The sequence below is a fragment of the Streptomyces sp. KL116D genome, assembly GCF_030766975.1.
GTDB lineage: Bacteria > Actinomycetota > Actinomycetes > Streptomycetales > Streptomycetaceae > Streptomyces > Streptomyces longispororuber_A.
Genome location: NZ_JASERH010000106.1, coordinates 38,824 through 59,116, shown reverse-complemented (window position 1 = coordinate 59,116; position 20,293 = coordinate 38,824). Strand labels below are relative to the sequence as shown.

The following is a 20,293-nucleotide window of genomic DNA, read 5'->3' as shown; positions in this document are numbered from 1 at the left end:
AAGATTGTTTGAGCCCCGCCTATTCGCGGGGCTCGTTGTGCGTTGTATTGGTGGTTATAGGCGGCCGGCGGACTTGAGGGACAAGTAGGCGTCTGCGAGAGCGGGGGCCAGTTCGGCGGGGGTGGCGTCGACGACCGTGACGCCGTGGCGGGTCAGTTGTTCCGCGGTGCGGAGACGTTCGGCCTTTGCCTGGGCCGCCGAAGCGGCGTCGTAGATCGCGTCGGTATTGCCGCGTGCCGCTGCCATCGTCTCGATCTCGGGGTCGGCCACGGAGGCGACCACGACCGTGTGGCGTTTGGTGAGGCGGGAGAGAACCGGGAGCAGGCCCTCTTCGACAGGGGCTGCGTCCAGCGACGTGAGAAGAACGATGAGGGAGCGGCGGGGTGCTGTGTGCAGGGCCGTTGCCGTGAGGCCTCGGGCGTCTGTTTCGATCAGCTCCGGTTCCAGGGGTGCCATGGCGTTGACCAGGGCCGGAAGTACCTCGCCCGCGGTGCGGCCCTGGACCAGGGCGCGGATGCGGCGGTCGTAGGCCAAGAGGTCGACGCGGTCGCCGGCGCGGGATGCGAGGGCGCCCAGGAGGAGCGCCGCGTCCATCGAGGCGTCCAGACGCGGGGCGTCGCCGACCCGGCCGGCGGAGGTGCGGCCGGTGTCGAGGACCAGAAGGATGTGGCGGTCCCGCTCCGGGCGCCAGGTGCGGACGGCGACCGCGGACTGGCGGGCCGTAGCGCGCCAGTCGATGGAGCGGGTGTCGTCCCCGGGGACGTACTCGCGGAGGCTGTCGAACTCCGTGCCCTCGCCTCGGGTCAACACGCTGGTACGGCCGTCGAGTTCACGGAGGCGGGCCAGCTTGGAGGGGAGGTGCTTGCGGCTGTGGAACGGGGGCAGGACGCGGACCGTCCAGGGGACGCTGTGCGTGCCCTGGCGGGTGAACAGGCCGAGCGGGCCGGAGGAGCGGATCGTGACGCGGTCCGCCTGGCGGTCGCCTCTGCGGGTGGGCAGGAGGCGGGTTGTCACCCGGCGGCGTTCGCCCGCGGGGATCGTGACGCGGTGGCGTGACGCGTCGTACTCCGTGCCGGGGCGCCAGGTGCTCGGGGGCCACGCGTCACGGAGTTGCGCGCGCAGGGGGCGGCGCGAGGGGTTGGTGATCGTGAGCGTGACGTCGGCCGGGTCTCCGAGGCGCACGGACGTGTCGCCTGAGCGGGTCAGGCGCAGGCGGCGTACGGGGGCGGCCAGGGCGAAGTCGCAGGCGCAGGCCAGGGCCAGGGGGGTGTTGACGGCGAGGATGCCTGTCCAGCTGGGCTCCCAGATTCCGACGGGGAGGGAGCCCAGGGCTGCGAGCAGGGCCGTGCGTCCGGTGAGGGCCATGTCGGGTCTCTCGTCTCCGGCCTCGTCAGCGGGGGACGGGGACGTGGGTGAGGATCGCGTTGATCACCGAGTCGGGCGTGACGCCTTCCATCTCTGCCTCCGGGCGCAACTGGATGCGGTGGCGGAGGGTGGGGAGGGCCAGGGCCTTCACGTCGTCGGGGGTGACGTAGTCGCGGCCGGTCAGCCAGGCCCAGGCGCGGGCCGTGGAGAGGAGGGCCGTGGCGCCGCGCGGGGAGACGCCGAGGGTGAGGGAGGGCGACTCGCGGGTCGCGCGGCAGATGTCGACGACGTAGGCCGTGATCTCGGGGGAGATCTGGGTCTTGGCCACCGCGGCGCGGGCCGTTTCCAGGTCGGCCGTCGTGGCCACCGGGCGGATGCCGGCCGCTCGCAGGTCGCGGGGGTTGAAGCCGGACGCGTGGCGGGTCAGGACGTCGATCTCGTCCTGGCGGGTGGGGAGGGGGACGTTCAACTTCAGGAGGAAGCGGTCCAGTTGGGCCTCGGGGAGGGGGTAGGTGCCCTCGTACTCGACCGGGTTCTGGGTCGCGATCACCATGAACGGGTCCGGCAGCGGGCGCGGGGTTCCGTCGACCGTGATCTGGCGTTCCTCCATGGCTTCCAGGAGGGACGACTGGGTCTTGGGCGGGGTGCGGTTGATCTCGTCCGCGAGGAGGAGGTTGGTGAAGGCCGGGCCCGGCTGGAAGGAGAAGCGCGAGGTGTGGGTGTCGTAGACCAGGGAGCCCGTGACGTCGCTGGGCATCAGGTCGGGGGTGAACTGGACGCGCTTGGTGTCGAGTTCGAGGCTTGCGGCCAGGGCGCGGACGAGGAGCGTCTTCGCCACGCCGGGCACGCCCTCGAGCAGGACGTGGCCGCGGCACAGGAGGGCCACGACCAGGCCCGTGACGGTGGGGTCCTGGCCGACCACGGCCTTGGCGATCTCCGTGCGCAGGGCTTCCAAAGAGGCCCGTGAGCTGCGGGGATCGGTCGTGGGCCCGGCGTTGTCAGTGGTCGGGTCCATCATGAATGGCGTACCTCTCTTTCGAGGGCGTCGAGGTGGTCGGCGAGTGCGATGAGTGCTGCGTCGGTCGCGGGTGGCGGGCCGAAGAGGAGGGCGTGCAGGTCCTGGTGGGGCGTGGGGAGTTGGCGTGCCAGGGCCGGGAGGAAGGTCTCGGGCGTGTGGGCCTGGGACGGGGGGACGCCGATGAGGGGGGCCAGGCGGGTGCGGGTGGAGATACGCAGAGCTGTCGCGGCGCGGTCGCGGGCGTTCGCCTTGCGGTAGAGGCGGGCTCGGCCTTCGACGGTTTCGGAGGCGCGGATCGCGACGGGCAGGCGTTCGGGGACCAGGGGGCCCAGTCGGCGTGCGCGCCACAGGGCGGCCAGTGCTGCCGCGATGAAGAGCTGGAGCGTGCCCCAGAGCCAGCCCGAGGGGATCAGGTCGAAGAAGCTGCGGTCGTCGGAGCCGGTGGCCGCGGCGTCGTCGGAGAGGGAGGGGAGGTACCAGACCAAGTGGGGGCGGGTACCGAGGAGTTGGAGGGCGAGCGAGGCGTTGCCCTGCTCGTCGAGGGTGTCGTTGAGAAGGATGTCGGGGGCGCCGAGGAGCACCGTGTCGCCGTTGCCGTCGCCGGTCTTGTCCGGCAGGCGCAGGAGCGTGGGGGCGCCGTCGCTCGGGTAGCAGGCGTCGGCGTCGGTTCGCGTCGTGTCGTAGCGGAGGCCGCCCGTGTCCGCCGGGCCGGCGCTGCGGGCGGCCGGCAGGGAGCAGTCGGGGTCGAGCGTCGTGTCGGTGCTGGGTGCGGGGTCCGCGGTGACCCCGGGCGCCAGGGTGTCGACCGAGGCGGCACCGGGGGCGACGAGGAGCGTGCGGCCGCCCGAGCCGGCGGTGGCGCCGCGCAGCTGCTGTTGCTGGCGGGGCGTGAGCAGGTCGGGGACGGCGACCAGGAGCGTCGTGTCCGGTCCAGCCGCGGCGCGGGCCTCGGCGGTCGTGGTGACGACGCGTGTGGTCACGCCGCGGTCGGCGAGGAGTTCGGCGACGGCGCGGCTGCCGTACTGGTCGGCGGAGCGCGGGTCGAGCGTGCCGTGCTTCTCGCCGGAGCGGACGACCGCGATGACGACGGCGGCGAGCAGGAGGACGACCAGGGCCAGGGCGATGCCTCGCGTGCGGGTCCAGATCTGGCGGGCCGTCGGGGTCGTCGAGGTGCCGGCCTCGGGGGGCGTCGTCGGTGGTTGCGGGGGCGGGACCGTGAGGGTGGTCGTGCCGCTCGATGGTGGCGAGGGGTGCGGCGCTGCGGCAGCCGGGTGCTGAGGGGTGCTCGGCGGCTGGGGCGCGGGGCTTCGGTGGCCGGAGGCGTCGGCGGGGGCGCCGTGGCTCCGGTCGGGGTTCGGGGTCGAGGGGTCGGTCACCGGGGTGCTCCCGGGGCGGCGAGGGTCGGGGTGGTGCGTTCCGCCGCGGTGTCCAGGGCGGTGAGGCGCTGGTACGTCTCCTGGGTCGCGGTGCGGCCTCCGTACGTGACGTCGTCGAAGTCGCGGGCTGCCGCGCGCAGGGCGTCGGCGTGCTGGGGGAGCGGGCGGGCTGCTTCGGTGGCGGCCTCGTCCGCGGTGCGGCCGGGGCGCGGGTCGAGCAGGGCGCGTTCCTCCAGGGAGCGGACCAGGGCGCGCATGCGTTCCTGGGCGGCCTGGTTCCAGTGGCCCTGGGCGGCATGTGCCTCGGCGGCCGCGCGGTGTTCGGCGGCGCTGCGCGGGCGGTCGTCGAAGAGCGGGGCCGTCGACGTGGGGGAGCGGCGCGGCGCGCCGAGGCGCCACCAGAGAGCGGCGGCCACGGCGACGACCGCGAGCACGATCACGAGGAGGCCGATGGTGCCGCCGGGGGCGGCACCGGACGCCGCGGAGAACAGCTTGTCGACCCACTCCCAGAACTTGTTCAGGGCGCGCATGAACCAGCTCGGGTCGTTCTCGTGGTACGCGGGCTTGGACAGCTCGCGCTCGGCGGCCTCCCGCGCGGCGTCGCGCGGGATCGTCACCGGTGGCCCGTCCCCGTCGGCGCGCGTCAGCCAGGCCGTGGCCATGCGCACTCCCCCCGGCGCACTCACCGCATCAGCTCCCCGGGGTGGCGCCGGAGGTGTTCCCGTAGTCCTGCAGTCCCGCCGCGCGGGCGAGTTCCAGGTCGAGGGCCTCGCGGCGGATGCGCTGGTCGATGTAGAGCAGCACGGTGACGCCCGCGGTGATCGGGAAGGTGATGGTCGAGCCGACCACCGCGCCGATGCCGCTGACGATCAGGAAGGCCCAGCCGGCGTCGCCGCCGGTGTCGAGGAAGCTGCTCATGCCGTCGCCGCTGACCACGCCCGCGATGAGGGTGAAGGGGACGAGGATGATCGACGCGACGACGCCGGCGATGATCGACGCGAGGATCTGGATGCCGAAGACGCGCCACCAGGATCCGCGGACCAGCTTGGTGGAGCGGCCCATCGCCTTGCGGACGGTCTGCTTCTCCAGCATCAGCGCGGGCGAGGCCAGCGAGAAGCGGATCATCAGCCAGACCGCGACGACGAACCCGACGACGCCGCCGAGGACCGCGAGCGCGATGCCTCCGTCGTTCGAGCCGAAGACGGCGACGAGGATGCCGGGGACGGTGCCGACGAAGACGATCGCGGCGGCGATCAGCGGCAGCAGCAGCGTCAGGCCGAGCAGCCTGAAGACCTGCGGCCGGGCGTCGCGCCAGGCTTCCCCTATGGTCACGGACTTGCCGAGCACCGCGCGGCTCGTGACCGTCGTCAGCAGGGCCGTGGCGATGATCGTGCCGAGCAGCGTCACCACCTGGACGACGCCGGAGCCGATGAGGACCCCGCCCATGGCGCGGGTGACCTCGCCCGCGCTGGCGTTGGGGTCGTCGAGGGCGTCGGTGGTCGCGGAGTCGTTGAGGATGAAGCCCTGGAGGAGCACGACCAGGATCTCGGTGATCACGGCGACCGTGAGGGAGATGCCCAGGACGGTGCGCCAGTAGGTGCGCATCGTCGACACCGCGCCGTCGAGGATCTCGCCGACGCCGAGCGGGCGCAGCGGGATGACGCCGGGCTTGGCGGCCATCGGCTTGCCCTGCCAGCCGCCCCAGCCGGGGCCGCCGTATCCCGGGCCCCCGCCGTAGCCGGGACCTCCGTAACCAGGGCCTCCGCCGTATCCCGGACCGCCCGGGCCGCCGGGGCCGCCCTGCGGGGTGCCCCACTGGCCGGGCGGGCCGCCGGGTGCGCCGTTGCCCCAGCCGGCTCCCGGAGCGGGCGGCGGGGGCGGGGGCGGGGTCTGGCCGGAGCCGGGGGCGGGCGGGCCGGAGGGCGCGGACCACTGGGCGGGCGGCGGCTGCTCCTTGGACCACTTGGGGCCCTGGGCGTCCTGGGGAGCGGCGTCCTGCGGGCCGGTGCCCTGGGCGTCGTCGCTCTGGCCCGGGTCGTCCTGGCGCTTGCCGTCGGGGCCGTCGGAGGGGGCAGATCCGGGCGATGCCCAGCCCGGAGTGTCGTTCATCGTCGCTCCTTCAAGGTGCCCGTCCGCGGTCGCGGCGGCAGGTTGGCTGCCATCGTGCCATGGGGTGGGCACAGGGTGACCTGGCCCCGTAGGGGCTGGACACCTTCAATTGTCGGGCCTCCACGGGGCAGACTGGGCGGATGGCTGATCAGTACGCGCAATCCAGCGAGGACATACAGCTCAGCGAGGACATTCAGGCCAAGACCATCGACCTACCGGCGATCCGTTGGGAGGAACCGGCGGAGGGGCCCGTGCTGGTGCTCCTCGACCAGACGCGGTTGCCGGCCGAGGAAGTCGAGCTGGTGTGCACGGACCCACCGGCTCTGGTGCAGGCGATCCGGACGTTGGCCGTGCGCGGGGCGCCGCTGCTCGGGATCGCCGGGGCGTACGGGGTGGCGCTCGCGGCCGCCCGTGGGTTCGACGTGCAGGAGGCGGCGGACGCGCTGGCGGACGCGCGGCCCACCGCGGTGAACCTGGCGTACGGCGTGCGCCGGGCGCAGAAGGCGTACCGGTCCGCGTTCGGGAACGGGGCGGGCGATGCCGAGACTGTCCGGGAGCGGGCCGCGGCGGCGGCGCTCGCCGCGGCGCGGGAGCTGCACCGGGAGGACGCGCGGGCCAGCGCCAAGATGGCGGAGAACGGTCTGCGGCTGCTCGACGAGCTGCTGACCGGCGGCACCCACCGGATCCTGACGCACTGCAACACCGGGGCCCTGGTCTCCGGTGGTGAGGGCACGGCGTTCGCGGTGGCGCTCGCCGCGCACCGGGCCGGGCGGCTGCGCCGGCTGTGGGTGGACGAGACCCGTCCGCTGCTCCAGGGTGCGCGCCTGACCGCGTACGAGGCCGCTCGGAACGGGATGGCGTACACACTGCTCACGGACAATGCGGCGGGATCGCTGTTCGCGGCAGGTGAGGTGGATGCCGTGCTCATCGGGGCGGACCGGATCGCGGCCGACGGTTCGGTCGCCAACAAGGTGGGGAGCTATCCGCTCGCCGTGCTGGCGCGCTATCACCATGTGCCGTTCATTGTGGTGGCACCGGTGACGACGGTGGATCCTGAGACTCCCGACGGTGCGTCCATCGAGGTGGAGCAGCGGGCCGGACATGAAGTGACGGAGGTCACGGCGCCCCAGGCGCCGCTGGCCGGAGTGGAGGCGGGAGGCGGGATCCCGGTGGCACCGCTGGGAACGCAGGCGTACAACCCTGCGTTCGACGTGACGCCGCCGGAATTGGTGACGGCGATCGTCACCGAGTGGGGCGTTGTGGCGCCTGTGACAGCAGATGACCTGGGTGAACTGTGTGCTAGGTCACGCCAGGTAACGATGAGCTAATGGGATGATGTGGCACATGAAGGGACGAGTCCTTGTCGTCGACGACGACACCGCACTGGCCGAGATGCTCGGCATTGTGCTGCGTGGTGAAGGTTTTGAGCCGTCGTTCGTAGCTGACGGCGACAAGGCGCTGGCCGCTTTCCGTGAGACCAAGCCCGATCTGGTTCTCCTCGACCTGATGCTGCCCGGCCGGGACGGCATCGAGGTGTGCCGCCTGATCAGGGCGGAGTCCGGGGTGCCGATCGTGATGCTCACGGCGAAGAGCGACACCGTCGATGTGGTGGTGGGCCTGGAGTCCGGGGCCGACGACTACATCGTGAAGCCGTTCAAGCCGAAGGAGCTCGTGGCCCGCATCAGGGCGCGGCTGCGGCGGTCGGAGGAGCCCGCGCCCGAGCAGCTGGCCATCGGTGACCTGGTCATCGACGTGGCCGGTCACTCGGTGAAGCGGGAGGGCCAGTCGATCGCGCTGACGCCGCTGGAGTTCGACCTGCTGGTCGCGCTCGCGCGCAAGCCCTGGCAGGTGTTCACGCGTGAGGTGCTCCTCGAGCAGGTCTGGGGGTACCGCCATGCGGCGGACACCCGTCTGGTCAATGTGCATGTGCAGCGGCTGCGTTCGAAGGTCGAGAAGGACCCCGAGCGGCCGGAGATCGTGGTGACCGTCCGTGGCGTCGGTTACAAGGCCGGACCGAGCTGACGTGTCCCGGGACAGTGCCGCTTCGGCGCCCGGGAAGCCGGGGTCTCGTCCGGAGCGGCCTGTGGGACCGACGACCGGGCAGGGCTCACGCCTGCGCCGGGTCATCGACGGCGGGCTGCTGCTCCAGGGCGGCATGAACGGCAGCCCCGTGCTGCGTCTGTTCACGCGCTGGGTGCGGCGCCCGCTGCTGCCCGCCATGCGGTTGTGGCGGCGCAACATCCAGTTGAAGGTCGTCGTCACGACGCTGCTGATGTCGCTCGGTGTGGTGCTGCTGCTCGGCATCGTCGTCATCGGCTCCGTGCGCAACGGACTGCTCGACGCCAAGGTGAAGGCGTCGCAGAGCCAGGCCGAGGGCGGGTTCCGCGCGGCCAAGGACAAGGCGGACTCCGCGCTGGCCGGCGCGCGCAACGGCACGCCGGGAGCCGACGGCCGCACGACGTCGAACGCCAACAACTGGATGAGCGAGCTCGTCACCCAGCTGTCCAGCGGCGGAAAGGGCGCCTTCTACGTGGTGACGCTGAGCCCCGGCGACACCGACAGCGGCAGCGGGCGGGCGCCGCGTGGCTCCGGCGGCGTGGTGCCGGACCGCAGCGTGCCGGACGGGCTGCGCCAGCAGGTCGACCGGATGACCAGCGCGTCCCAGGAGTACACGCGCATCGTCTTCGACGACGGTGAGGAGTCGCAGCCCGGCCTCGTCGTCGGCAAGCGCCTCACCGACCCGCAGGGCAAGCCCTACCAGCTGTACTACCTCTTCCCGCTCACGCAGGAGGAGAAGTCGCTCGGCCTGGTCAAGGGCACGCTGGCGACGGCGGGACTCTTCGTGGTCGTGCTGCTCGGGGCCATCGCCTGGCTCGTCGTGCGGCAGGTCGTCACGCCCGTGCGGATGGCGGCCGGGGTGGCCGAGCGGCTCTCCGCGGGCCGCCTCCAGGAACGGATGAAGGTGACCGGCGAGGACGACATCGCGCGCCTCGGGGAAGCCTTCAACAAGATGGCGCAGAACCTGCACCTGAAGATCCAGCAGCTGGAGGATCTGTCGCGGATGCAGCGCCGGTTCGTGTCGGACGTGAGCCATGAGCTGCGGACGCCGCTGACGACCGTGCGGATGGCCGCCGATGTCATCCACGAGGCGCGGGTCGACTTCGATCCGGTGACCGCGCGCTCCGCGGAGCTGCTGGCCGACCAGCTGGACCGGTTCGAGTCGCTGCTCGCGGACCTGCTGGAGATCAGCCGGTTCGACGCCGGTGCGGCAGCGCTGGAGGCCGAGCCGATAGATCTGCGGGAAGTCGTACGGCGGGTCGTCGGCGGCGCCGAGCCGCTCGCCGAGCGCAAGGGCACGCACGTCCGGATCGTCGGTGACGACCAGCCGGTGGTCGCCGAGGCGGACGCCCGCCGGGTGGAGCGCGTACTGCGCAACCTGGTGGTGAACGCGGTGGAGCACGGCGAGGGCAAGGACGTCGTGGTGCGGCTCGCCGCCGCAGGTGGCGCGGTCGCCGTCGCCGTGCGCGACTACGGCGTCGGGCTCAAGCCCGGCGAGGCGACCCGGGTGTTCAGCCGCTTCTGGCGGGCCGACCCGGCACGCGCGCGTACCACCGGCGGTACCGGCCTCGGCCTGTCCATCGCCCTGGAGGACGCGCGGCTGCACGGCGGCTGGCTGCAGGCGTGGGGCGAGCCGGGCGGCGGTTCGCAGTTCCGGCTGACGCTGCCCAGGACGGCGGACGAAGCGTTGCGGGGTTCGCCGATACCGCTGGAGCCGGAGGACTCGCGGCGCAACCGCGGGCTCGGTGACGCCGGGCTGCCGGGCGCCGACGGCAGGAAGCTCGCGACGGTGCCGGTCCAGGCGCCGCCCGTGCCCGCGAAGGCGCCGATCGCCCCGCGCATCGCGCAGGCGGTGGCCGCGGATCCGACGGCGTTGCCGGGCAGCGGTGCCCGGGTGGTGTCGCGACGGGACACGGCGAGCGTGCCGCGGCAGCCGGACGACGGGGAAGAGCGGGTGGACGGGACCGGTCCGATGGGCGCGGACGGGGCCGCCGACGGCCCCGGGGCGCGGCATGACGGTGCGGCCACGGGCGGCGGCGCGGACGGGGCGGACGACGACTTCGGAGCGCGGCGAGGGGAGCGACGGCGGTCGTGAAGGACGAGCGGACGCCGCACGGGCGGCGTGGAGTGCGGGCCGGAGCGCTGGCCGGGTGCGGTGTGATCGTGCTCGCCGGCTGCGCCTCGATGCCGGAGAGCGGCGGCCTGGAATCGGTCGAGGCGTCGCAGCGGCCGGACTCCCAGGTCCGCGTCTTCGCCGTGCCGCCGCGGGACAACGCGGGACCGCTGAGCATCGTCGACGGCTTCCTGGAGGCGCTGACCAGCGACGACCCGTCGTACGCGATGGCTCGCAAATACTTGACGCCCAAGGCGGCGAAGAGCTGGAAGCCGGGCCGGCAGACCGTCGTGCTCGTCGACGGCCCCACCCCGGGCGCGTCGGGCCGGCCGAACGCGGGCGACGAGGGGCAGACCTTCTCGCTGACCGGCCAGCAGGTCGCCAAGGTCGACCAGCGGCAGGCGTACGAGCCGGACCAGAAGCCGTACGACGAGACCCTCCACCTCAGTCAGGTGGACACCGCCAAGGGCAAGCAGTGGCGGATCGACAACCCGCCCGACGGCGTCGTCCTCGGCGAGTCCGACTTCCAGCGGATCTACCAGTCCGTCAACAAGTACTACTACGCGGTGGATCCGGCGAGCGAGGAGAGCCCGCAGAAGAGGCTGGTCGCCGACCCCGTCTTCGTACGGCAGTGGACCGACCCGCTGACCGAGACCGTCAAGGAGCTGCTCGACGGGCCGACGAGGTGGCTGAACCCGGTCGTCATCACGGCGTTCCCGACCGGTACGAAGCTGAAGGACGGCGTGAAGTCGCTGGCCCCGGACGACGCGAACAAGCTGACGGTGCCGCTGAACCGGGCGGCTGACCAGGTCAGTCAGGGCCGGTGCAAGGAGATGGCGGCCCAGATGCTGTTCTCCCTGCGGGACCTGTCGTCGTCGAGCGTCGGCGAGGTCGAGCTGAAGCGTGCCGACGGCGGACTGCTGTGCGCGCTCACCGAGCCCCAGGCCGACGCCCTGGTGGCGCCGCGGATGTCGGGGCGCATGGACGACATGTACTTCCTCGACGGCAAGGAGCGGCTCGTCCGGATGCCCGGCAAGGGCAGTTCCACCAAGGCGCCCGAGCAGGTGCCTGGCCCGCTCGGTGAGGGGACCCAGCGGCTGAGCGCGGTGGCGGTCTCGCGCGACCAGGAGCGTGCGGCGGGGGTCTCGAACGACGGGCGTGCGCTGTACGTGGCGTCGATGGTCACCAGCGCCTCCCTGGGGGACGCGCTGGTCCGCAGCCGTGCGGACCACGAGAAGGACCGCCTGACGACGCCCAGTTGGGACGGGCGCGGCGATCTGTGGGTGGCCGACCGCGATCCGGCGAAGAAGCGGCTGCTGATGTTCGGGCAGGGCCAGGCCGACCAGCTGCACGAGGTCCGCGTCAGCCGGCTCGACGACGAGGCGAGGATCGAGGCGGTGAAGATGTCCGCCGACGGGGCGCGCATCGCGCTGCTCGTGACGGAGAAGGGCAAGACGAAGCTGCGGATCGGACGGGTCGAGCGGCATCCCGACGGTGACGGGGGCATCGAGGTCTCCGTGGACCAACTGCGCCCGGCCGCACCGGAGATGGACGAGGTCACGGCCGTGTCGTGGGCGGGCGGCAGCCGGCTCGTGGTGGTCGGCCGGGAGCCCGACGGGCTGCAGCAGATGCGGTACGTGCAGAGCGACGGCTCGGCGCCGACCGGGCAGGCGTTGCCGGGGCTGACCCGGGTGAGCGAGATCGCGGCGTCGGAGAACGACGGGCTGCCGCTGCTGGCGCACTCGGACGACGGGGTGGTGCGGTTGCCCGCCGGGGCGGCCTGGCAGTCGGTGCTCAAGGAGGGTACGGCTCCGGTCTATCCGGGGTAGTGCGCCGGTTCGCCGTGGGTTTCGGGCGTAGCTCGCGCCCATGGGCCGCCCACGGCCGCCCGCGGTCCGCCCACGGTCCGTCGACGGGCCCACCACTGCGACCACCTGCCGGTCACGCGCCAGCCGTGCACCAGCCGTGCACGAGCCGTGGACGAGCCGCGCGCGCTAGCCGTGCACCAGCCGCCGCGCGCCGGTCACGTGTCGGCCCCGCGGCGCGGTCGTGTACCGGTACCGTCCCGCCCCTGGATGCACGCCGTCTGACGGTGCGGCAGTTTTGCGTCAGCCGAGGCCAGTTGTCCACAGGGCGTTGTCCACAGGGGTGGCCGGGTGGCGCGGGTGTTGGCACAGTGGTGGGTATGCGGGGGTGGTGGCAGGACCTCTCCGACCTGGTGCTGCCGGCCCAGTGCGCAGGCTGCGGCAGGTCTCGTACGACGCTGTGCGCACGGTGCGCGGCGGCGGTGCGCGGGGCTGGGCCGAGCCGGGTGCGGCCGCGTCCGGAGCCGGTCGGGCTGCCCGTCGTGCATGCGGCCGCGCCGTACGGGGACGCGGTGCGGGCCGTGCTGCTCGCGCACAAGGAGCGTGGCGCCCTGGGGCTCGCGGGGCCGCTCGGCGAGGCGCTGGCCGGGGCCGTGCGGACCGGTCTGGCGGCGGCCGGATGGGGCGGAGGGGAGGCCGTGGCGCTGGTCCCGATGCCCTCGGCGGCGCGGGCCGTGCGGGCGCGTGGGCACGATCCGACGCGCCGGATCGCCTGGTCGGCGGCGGCTTCGCTGCGCCGTGCGGGTGTTCCGGCCCGGGTGCTCGCGGTGCTGCGCCAGCGGCGCGCGGTGGCCGATCAGGCGGGTCTCGACGCCCGGCAGCGGCTGGCCAATGTGGCGGGTGCGCTGGAGGTGGTGGGCGGTGGATCCGGGCTGCTCACGGAAGTTGGCCGGATCGTGCTGGTCGACGACCTCATGACGACCGGTGCCTCTTTGGCGGAGGCGGCACGCGCAATACACGCCGCGACGCGTACGGAAGAGACCGAAGGCGCGGATCGTAGGGCAGTACCGGACCGGGCCACAAGAGGGCTTGGAATGTCAGGCGCGATCACGGTCCGAGCAGCCGTGCTTGCCGCTTCTCCGGATTCCTTCGAAATAAACCGGAACTGATCGGGAATCTGCGTCGTTGCAGGTAGTGAGAGAGTCCATTCACCTGAATGGAGGTACGCGTCAGTAGAGGGTGACGACATCCGTCCGGGCGAGATATGTTCGGTTGTGAGGAACTCGGCAGGAAAGACGGTCGGCGTACCTCGCATATCGGAATGCCGTGCCATGGGTTTGCGCAGATGTTTTGGCAATCCCTCGGAACGGTGGGGTGGAGATCTTGTCCACGGGGGAGGAGGAGGTGGAAGTCACCGAGTCCGAGACTCCGGAAGTGGCCGGAGTCTGGTGCAAGAGGGAGATGCTCCGCCGCTGGAGCGGAGCTATCCGGGAACGGAGTTCTGCGTGGACATCGTCGTCAAGGGCCGCAAGACCGAGGTACCGGAGCGGTTCCGCAAGCACGTGGCCGAGAAGCTGAACCTGGAGAAGATCCAGAAGCTCGACGGCAAGGTGATGAGCCTCGACGTCGAGGTGTCCAAGGAGCCCAACCCCCGCCAGGCCGACCGGTGCGACCGCGTGGAGATCACGCTGCGCACGCGCGGCCCGGTGATCCGGGCAGAGGCCTCGGCGAACGACCCGTACGCGGCGCTCGACCTGGCCACGGAAAAGCTGGACGCGCGTCTGCGCAAGCAGCACGACAAGCGGTCGTCGCGGCGCGGTACGAAGCGGATCTCGGCGGCGGAGGTCGCCGAGCGTGTCCCGGACGCCGCCACGCTCAACGGGGACGGCACGGTCGCCAGGGACGAGACCGAGGCCGACGGCGTGCCGATCACCCGCGTGGGATCGCTGGAGATCCAGGGCGAGGGCCCGATCGTCGTCCGTGAGAAGACGCACGTCGCAGCCCCCATGTCGCTCGACCAGGCGCTCTACGAGATGGAGCTGGTCGGGCACGACTTCTATCTGTTCGTCGACTCCGAGACCAAGGAACCCAGCGTCGTCTACCGACGCCACGCCTACGACTACGGTGTCATCCACCTCAGCACGGACCCCATGGTCGCCGAAGTGAGGAGCGCCGACGCGGGCGACGCCATCGGCGGCTGAGCCTGCCGGACGGCAGCCGACGGCAAGCTGTCCGAAAACCCACTCATCGGGTGCCCCTGGAGGCGCGTGCGCCCCCGGGGGCACCTTCGTGCGACCCCCTGGTGCACCGCACCGTCGTCGCGTGGACGCCCGGGCATGAAATCATGGCCGAGCCGGGTCAACCGGTGTGCTGGCGCCTCGGGTTGGCCCGGCACAGGAAGACGGGCCACGGCCTTCAGGGGGAGGAACGATGGCGGACAGCTTCGGACCGATGCGGGGCGAGGACGCCGGCGCTGCCGACGGCGGCGCCGGCATGGGACCGGACGCGGGCTCCCCGCGCAAGGAGCCCATCCGGGTCCTTGTGGTGGATGATCACGCCCTGTTCCGGCGGGGCCTGGAGATCGTCCTCGCCGCCGAGGAGGACATCCAGGTCGTCGGCGAGGCGGGCGACGGCGCGGAGGCGGTGGACAAGGCGGCGGACCTGCTGCCGGACATCATCCTCATGGACGTACGGATGCCCAAGAGAGGCGGCATCGAGGCGTGCACCTCCATCAAGGAGGTCGCACCCAGCGCCAAGATCATCATGCTCACGATCAGTGACGAGGAAGCCGATCTCTACGACGCGATCAAGGCGGGCGCGACCGGTTACCTGCTGAAGGAGATCTCGACGGACGAGGTGGCCACGGCCATTCGCGCCGTGGCCGACGGGCAGTCGCAGATCAGTCCGTCCATGGCGTCGAAGCTGCTCACCGAATTCAAGTCGATGATCCAGCGCACGGACGAGCGCCGGCTCGTGCCCGCGCCCCGGCTGACCGACCGGGAGCTGGAGGTGCTCAAGCTCGTCGCGACCGGGATGAACAACCGGGACATCGCCAAGGAGCTCTTCATTTCCGAGAACACCGTGAAGAACCACGTGCGCAACATCCTGGAGAAGCTTCAGCTGCACTCCAGGATGGAGGCCGTGGTCTACGCGATGCGGGAGAAGATCCTCGAGATCCGCTAGCCGAGCGCGCGGACCAGCTGCGGCTCGAGCTCCGCGGCGTCCATGCGCTCCACCCGGACGCTGTCGCAGCCCACCCAGCCCGCGGCCTCCAGAAGGGCCTGGGCCACCGCGGGGACGGCCTTCGCGCCGTCCAGGGAGACCTGCTTGGCGACCAGCGTGGTGCCTTCGCGCGCCGGGTCGACGCGGCCCACCAGACGGCCGCCGGACAGGACCGGCATCGCGAAGTAGCCGTGGACGCGCTTCGGCTTGGGGACGTAGGCCTCCAGGCGGTGCGTGAAGCCGAAGATCCGCTCCGTGCGCGCCCGCTCCCAGATCAGGGAGTCGAAGGGCGACAGGAGCGTGGTGCGGTGCCGGCCGCGGGGCGCCGACTCCAGGGCCGCCGGGTCGGCCCAGGCCGGCTTGCCCCAGCCCTCGACCGTCACCGGGACCAGGCCGGTGTCCTCGATCACCGCGTCGAACTGCTCGCTCTTGAGCCGGTGGTAGTCCGCGATGTCCGCGCGCGTGCCCACCCCCAGCGCCTGCCCGGCCTGCAGCACCAGCCGGCGGACGCACTCGTCGTCGGCCAGGTCGTCGTGACGCAGCTCGGCCGGGATGGCGCGCTCCGCCAGGTCGTAGACCCGCTTCCAGCCGCGGCGCTCGACGCACACCACCTCGCCGTACATCAGGGCGCGCTCGACGGCGACCTTCGACTCCGACCAGTCCCACCACTCGCCCTTGTTCTTCGCGCCGCCCAACTCCGTGGCGGTGAGCGGGCCTTCGGCGTGCAACTGCTTGATCACCTGGTCGTACGCGCCCTCGGGGAGGTGGTGGTACCAGTGCGGGCGGGCGCGGTAGGCGCGACGGCGGAACGCGAAGTGCGGCCACTCCTCGACGGGCAGGACGCAGGCGGCGTGCGACCAGTACTCGAAGGAGTGCCCGCCGCTCCAGTACGCCGCCTCGATCTTCTTGCGGCCGATCGCGCCCAGGCGGGCGTACGGGATCAGCTCGTGGGAGCGGGCCAGGACCGAGATCGTGTCGAGCTGGACCGCGCCCAGGTGGCGCAGGACCCCGCGGGCGCCCGCCCTGCGGTCGGGGGCGCCGAGGAAGCCCTGGGCGCGCAGGGCGATGCGGCGGGCTTCGTCTGCGGTCAGTGCGGTTACGGGAGCGGGACGCGGCCGGATCGTCATGGTCCCGAACGATAAGGGGCGGCACTGACAATCGGGCGGCGGACCGGTGATCCGGTCGGGCCGAAGACCGGGTCGGTCGGGTCGGTCGAGTCGGGTCGGTCGGGTCGGGTCGGTCGAGTCGGGTCGGTCGAGTCGGGCCGGCCGGGGCGGTCAGGCCGGTCGGTCGGTCAGGTCGGTCAGGTCGGTCGGTCAGGCCGGTCGGTCGGTCAGGTCGGTCGGTCAGGCCGGTCGGTCGGCTGGTCGGCTGGTCGGTCAGGTCGGCCGGTCGGGTCGGTCGGCCGGTCGGGCCGGTCAGGTCGGTCAGGTCAGTCAGACCCAAGACCCGGTCGGGCCGATCAGGCCGTGGCCCCCGGGGACGCCGTGGCCCCCGGGGACGCCGTGGGCCCTGCCGACCCCACCGGACCCCCCGATCCCACCGGACCCCCCGGCTCCGCCGACCCCGTAGACGCCGGCAGGTACGGCAGTGCGCCCGGCAGGCCCACGTCCGACGGGAGCAGGGAGGCGATCCAGCAGTCCCGCAGGACGCCCTTGTTCGGCAGGCCCGCCCTGATCACGCCCTCCATCGTGAACCCGGCCTTCTCGGCCACGGTGCGCGAGCCCGCGTTGCCCACCTCGGCCCGCCACTCCAGGCGCGTGCAGGCCAGGTCCGTGAACGCCCAGGCGGCCAGGCCGAGGACCGCCTCCGTCATGTAGCCGTGGCCCCGGTGCTCCTTGGTCGCCCAGAAGCCGATCTCCCACGCACCCCCGCGCGGGTGGTGCAGCGCGATCGCGCCGACGATGGGCCCCTCCTCCTCGGTGCGCATCGCGAACGAGTACTCGGTGTCGCCCCGCCAGCCGTCCGCCACCACGCGGTTGATGAAGTACTCCGCGTCCACGCGCGCGTACGGCGAGGGAATCGTGGTCCAGCGCTGGATGTCGGGGTCCTGGGCCGCCGCGTACACCTCGTCGATGTCGGCGGGTACGAGCGTCCGGAGCCGGAGGCGGTCGGTGGTCAGCGTCACGGGGTCCATTGCCCGATTCTGCTCGGACGAGGGGAGGTGCGCCATCACTTTTCGTGCCCGGTACCGGCACCTTCGGAGGCCCCTGTCCGTTGGACCTGATGGCAGACCTCCCGGCGCGGTGGGGTCCTCGCATACGATGGCCGTTGCTCAGGCTGTCGCCCGAGTAACCGACCGTGCCAGGCCCGACCGGCAAGGAGACCAACCGCGTGTCCGTCCTCCAGAAGATCATGCGTGCAGGCGAAGGCAAGATCCTGCGCAAGCTGCACCGCATCGCGGACCAGGTCAACTCCATCGAAGAGGACTTCGAGAGTCTCTCCGACGCCGAGCTGCGCGCGCTCACCGACGAGTACAAGCAGCGTCTCGAGGACGGCGAGACCCTCGACGACCTGCTGCCCGAGGCGTTCGCCACCGTCCGCGAGGCCGCCCGGCGCGTGCTGGGCCAGCGCCCCTACGACGTGCAGCTCATGGGTGGCGCCGCGCTCCACCTCGGCTACGTCGCGGAGATGAAGACCGGTGAGGGCAAGACCCTGGTCGGCACGCTGCCGACGTATCTGAACGCACTGTCCGGCAAGGGCGTCCACCTGATCACGGTGAACGACTACCTGGCCGAGCGCGACTCCGAGATGATGGGCCGCGTCCACAAGTTCCTGGGCCTCACCGTGGGCTGCATCCTGGCGAACATGACGCCGGCGCAGCGCCGCGAGCAGTACAACTGCGACATCACGTACGGCACGAACAACGAGTTCGGGTTCGACTACCTCCGCGACAACATGGCGTGGTCCCAGGACGAGCTCGTCCAGCGCGGCCACAACTTCGCGGTGGTCGACGAGGTCGACTCCATCCTCGTCGACGAGGCCCGTACGCCGCTGATCATCTCCGGCCCCGCCGACCAGGCCACCAAGTGGTACGGCGACTTCGCCAAGCTCGTCACCCGCCTCAAGAAGGGCGAGGCGGGCAACCAGCTGAAGGGCATCGAGGAGACCGGCGACTACGAGGTCGACGAGAAGAAGCGCACCGTCGCCATCCACGAGCCGGGCGTCGCCAAGGTCGAGGACTGGCTGGGCATCGACAACCTGTACGAGTCGGTGAACACGCCGCTGGTGGGTTACCTGAACAACGCCATCAAGGCCAAGGAACTCTTCAAGAAGGACAAGGACTACGTCGTCATCGACGGCGAAGTCATGATCGTCGACGAGCACACCGGCCGTATCCTCGCCGGCCGCCGCTACAACGAGGGCATGCACCAGGCGATCGAGGCGAAGGAAGGGGTGGACATCAAGGACGAGAACCAGACCCTTGCGACGATCACCCTGCAGAACTTCTTCCGCCTCTACGACAAGCTCTCCGGCATGACCGGTACGGCGATGACCGAGGCCGCCGAGTTCCACCAGATCTACAAGCTGGGCGTCGTCCCGATCCCGACGAACAAGCCGATGGTCCGCAAGGACCAGGCCGACCTGATCTACCGCACCGAGGTCGCCAAGTTCGACGCCGTGGTCGACGACATCGCGGAGAAGCACGAGAAGGGCCAGCCGATCCTCGTCGGTACGACGTCGGTCGAGAAGTCCGAGTACCTCTCGCAGCAGCTGTCCAAGCGCGGTGTCCAGCACGAGGTGCTGAACGCGAAGCAGCACGACCGCGAGGCCACGATCGTCGCGCAGGCGGGCCGCAAGGGCGCCGTCACCGTGGCGACGAACATGGCGGGCCGCGGCACCGACATCAAGCTCGGCGGCAACCCGGACGACCTCGCCGAGGCCGAGCTGCGCCAGGCGGGCCTCGACCCCGTCGAGCACGTCGAGGAGTGGGCGGCCCGGCTGCCCGCCGCCCTGGAGAAGGCCGAGCAGGCCGTCAAGGCGGAGTTCGAGGAGGTCAAGGACCTCGGCGGGCTCTACGTGCTGGGTACGGAGCGGCACGAGTCGCGGCGCATCGACAATCAGCTGCGCGGTCGCTCCGGCCGTCAGGGCGACCCGGGCGAGTCCCGGTTCTACCTGTCGCTCGGTGACGACCTGATGCGTCTGTTCAAGGCGCAGATGGTCGAGCGCGTGATGTCGATGGCGAACGTGCCGGACGACGTCCCGATCGAGAACAAGATGGTCACCCGCGCCATCGCCTCCGCCCAGTCGCAGGTCGAGCAGCAGAACTTCGAGACGCGCAAGAACGTCCTGAAGTACGACGAGGTGCTCAACCGCCAGCGCGAGGTCATCTACGGCGAGCGCCGCCGCGTCCTGGAGGGCGAGGACCTGCACGAGCAGGTGCAGCACTTCATGGACGACACCATCGACGCCTACATCGGCGCCGAGACGGCGGAGGGCTTCGCCGAGGAGTGGGACCTCGACCGGCTGTGGGGCGCCTTCAAGCAGCTCTACCCGATCAAGGTGACGGTGGAGGAGCTGGAGGACGAGGCCGGTGACCGCGCCGGTCTGACCGCCGAGTTCATCGGCGAGGCCGTCAAGGACGACATCCACGCGCAGTACGAGTCGCGCGAGGAGCAGCTCGGCTCCGAGATCATGCGTGAGCTGGAGCGCCGGGTGGTCCTCTCCGTGCTCGACCGCAAGTGGCGCGAGCACCTCTACGAGATGGACTACCTCCAGGAGGGCATCGGCCTGCGCGCCATGGCGCAGAAGGACCCGCTGGTCGAGTACCAGCGCGAGGGCTTCGACATGTTCACCGCCATGATGGAGGGCATCAAGGAGGAGTCCGTCGGCTACCTGTTCAACCTGGAGGTCCAGGTCGAGCAGCAGGTCGAGGAGGTCCCGGTGGAGGACGCGGCGCCCACGTCCCTCGACAAGGAGGACACGGTCCCGGCGCAGGCCGGCTCGCGTCCGGAGATCCGGGCCAAGGGCCTCGACGCCCCGCAGCGGCCGGACCGCCTGCACTTCCAGGCGCCGAACGCCGAGGGCGGTGTCGACGAGGGCGACTTCGTGACCGAGGGCGGACCCACGCGGTCGGAGGCCGACGGCCTGACCCGCGCCGAGCGCCGCAAGCAGCAGAAGGGGCGTCGTCGCAAGAAGTGACGCCGTTGTAGGAGTCGCTGCGGGAAGCAGCAGGGGAAGGGGCCGGGCACGGGGTGTCCGGCCCCTTCCGCGCTGTCCGGGGCCC

15 protein-coding genes are annotated in these 20,293 nt (G+C 71.7%); 8 read left to right on the top strand and 7 right to left on the bottom strand.

Annotated elements, in window-relative coordinates:
• Positions 1–54: 54 nt before the first annotated feature.
• The 5 genes from RBJ77_RS41380 to RBJ77_RS41360 form a co-directional block, all read right to left on the bottom strand.
• Complete coding sequence (locus tag RBJ77_RS41380; protein WP_372349687.1) at positions 55–1,365, bottom strand: DUF58 domain-containing protein; 1,311 nt, start codon at positions 1,363–1,365, stop codon at positions 55–57.
• A 25-nt stretch (positions 1,366–1,390) separates the two neighbouring features.
• Positions 1,391–2,380, bottom strand: a complete 990-nt coding sequence (locus tag RBJ77_RS41375) for a MoxR family ATPase (RefSeq protein ID WP_255983632.1) — start codon at positions 2,378–2,380, stop codon at positions 1,391–1,393.
• The gene (locus tag RBJ77_RS41370; RefSeq protein WP_372349689.1) at positions 2,380–3,528 is read right to left on the bottom strand and encodes a DUF4350 domain-containing protein; all 1,149 of its coding nucleotides are present in this window, start codon (positions 3,526–3,528) and stop codon (positions 2,380–2,382) included. Before RBJ77_RS41370 ends, RBJ77_RS41375 begins: the two co-directional genes overlap by 1 nt.
• Before the next feature lie 227 nt (positions 3,529–3,755).
• Positions 3,756–4,421, bottom strand: a complete 666-nt coding sequence (locus RBJ77_RS41365; RefSeq protein ID WP_372349686.1) for a DUF4129 domain-containing protein — start codon at positions 4,419–4,421, stop codon at positions 3,756–3,758.
• A 28-nt stretch (positions 4,422–4,449) separates the two neighbouring features.
• Entirely contained in the window at positions 4,450–5,868 is a 1,419-nt protein-coding gene (locus RBJ77_RS41360; RefSeq protein WP_372349685.1) for a glycerophosphoryl diester phosphodiesterase membrane domain-containing protein, read from the bottom strand.
• A 140-nt stretch (positions 5,869–6,008) separates the two neighbouring features.
• On the opposite strand from RBJ77_RS41360, the gene mtnA reads away from it, so the two are divergent.
• The 7 genes from mtnA (at position 6,009) to RBJ77_RS41325 (ending at position 15,027) form a co-directional block, all read left to right on the top strand.
• Positions 6,009–7,196: an S-methyl-5-thioribose-1-phosphate isomerase gene (mtnA, locus tag RBJ77_RS41355; protein ID WP_372349684.1), complete on the top strand. Its 1,188-nt coding sequence runs from the start codon at positions 6,009–6,011 to the stop codon at positions 7,194–7,196.
• Between the two features lie 4 nt (positions 7,197–7,200).
• Positions 7,201–7,890, top strand: a complete 690-nt coding sequence (gene mtrA / locus RBJ77_RS41350; RefSeq protein ID WP_305128854.1) for a two-component system response regulator MtrA — start codon at positions 7,201–7,203, stop codon at positions 7,888–7,890.
• 1 nt (position 7,891) lies between these two features.
• Positions 7,892–10,021 (top strand): MtrAB system histidine kinase MtrB, encoded by a 2,130-nt coding sequence (gene mtrB, locus RBJ77_RS41345; RefSeq protein WP_372349683.1) that lies wholly within the window; start codon positions 7,892–7,894, stop codon positions 10,019–10,021.
• 89 nt (positions 10,022–10,110) lie between these two features.
• Entirely contained in the window at positions 10,111–11,868 is a 1,758-nt protein-coding gene (locus RBJ77_RS41340; protein WP_372349688.1) for an LpqB family beta-propeller domain-containing protein, read from the top strand.
• A 356-nt stretch (positions 11,869–12,224) separates the two neighbouring features.
• Positions 12,225–13,013, top strand: coding sequence for a ComF family protein (locus RBJ77_RS41335; protein ID WP_372349682.1), 789 nt, complete (start codon positions 12,225–12,227; stop codon positions 13,011–13,013).
• A 336-nt stretch (positions 13,014–13,349) separates the two neighbouring features.
• Positions 13,350–14,045: a ribosome hibernation-promoting factor, HPF/YfiA family gene (gene hpf, locus RBJ77_RS41330; protein ID WP_372349681.1), complete on the top strand. Its 696-nt coding sequence runs from the start codon at positions 13,350–13,352 to the stop codon at positions 14,043–14,045.
• A 229-nt stretch (positions 14,046–14,274) separates the two neighbouring features.
• A complete protein-coding gene (locus tag RBJ77_RS41325; protein WP_255981126.1) occupies positions 14,275–15,027 on the top strand; it encodes a response regulator transcription factor in 753 nt (250 codons plus the stop codon).
• Here the strand turns inward: RBJ77_RS41325 and RBJ77_RS41320 are convergent.
• Both RBJ77_RS41320 and RBJ77_RS41315 read right to left on the bottom strand, forming a co-directional pair.
• Positions 15,024–16,193 (bottom strand): winged helix-turn-helix domain-containing protein, encoded by a 1,170-nt coding sequence (locus RBJ77_RS41320; RefSeq protein ID WP_372349680.1) that lies wholly within the window; start codon positions 16,191–16,193, stop codon positions 15,024–15,026. The two genes, RBJ77_RS41325 and RBJ77_RS41320, sit on opposite strands and share 4 nt — an antisense overlap.
• Positions 16,194–16,528: 335 nt before the next feature.
• Positions 16,529–17,203: a GNAT family N-acetyltransferase gene (locus tag RBJ77_RS41315; RefSeq protein WP_372349679.1), complete on the bottom strand. Its 675-nt coding sequence runs from the start codon at positions 17,201–17,203 to the stop codon at positions 16,529–16,531.
• Positions 17,204–17,400: 197 nt separating this feature from the next.
• On the opposite strand from RBJ77_RS41315, the gene secA reads away from it, so the two are divergent.
• Positions 17,401–20,208, top strand: coding sequence for a preprotein translocase subunit SecA (gene secA / locus RBJ77_RS41310; protein WP_255981120.1), 2,808 nt, complete (start codon positions 17,401–17,403; stop codon positions 20,206–20,208).
• The last annotated feature ends 85 nt before the right edge of the window (positions 20,209–20,293 follow it).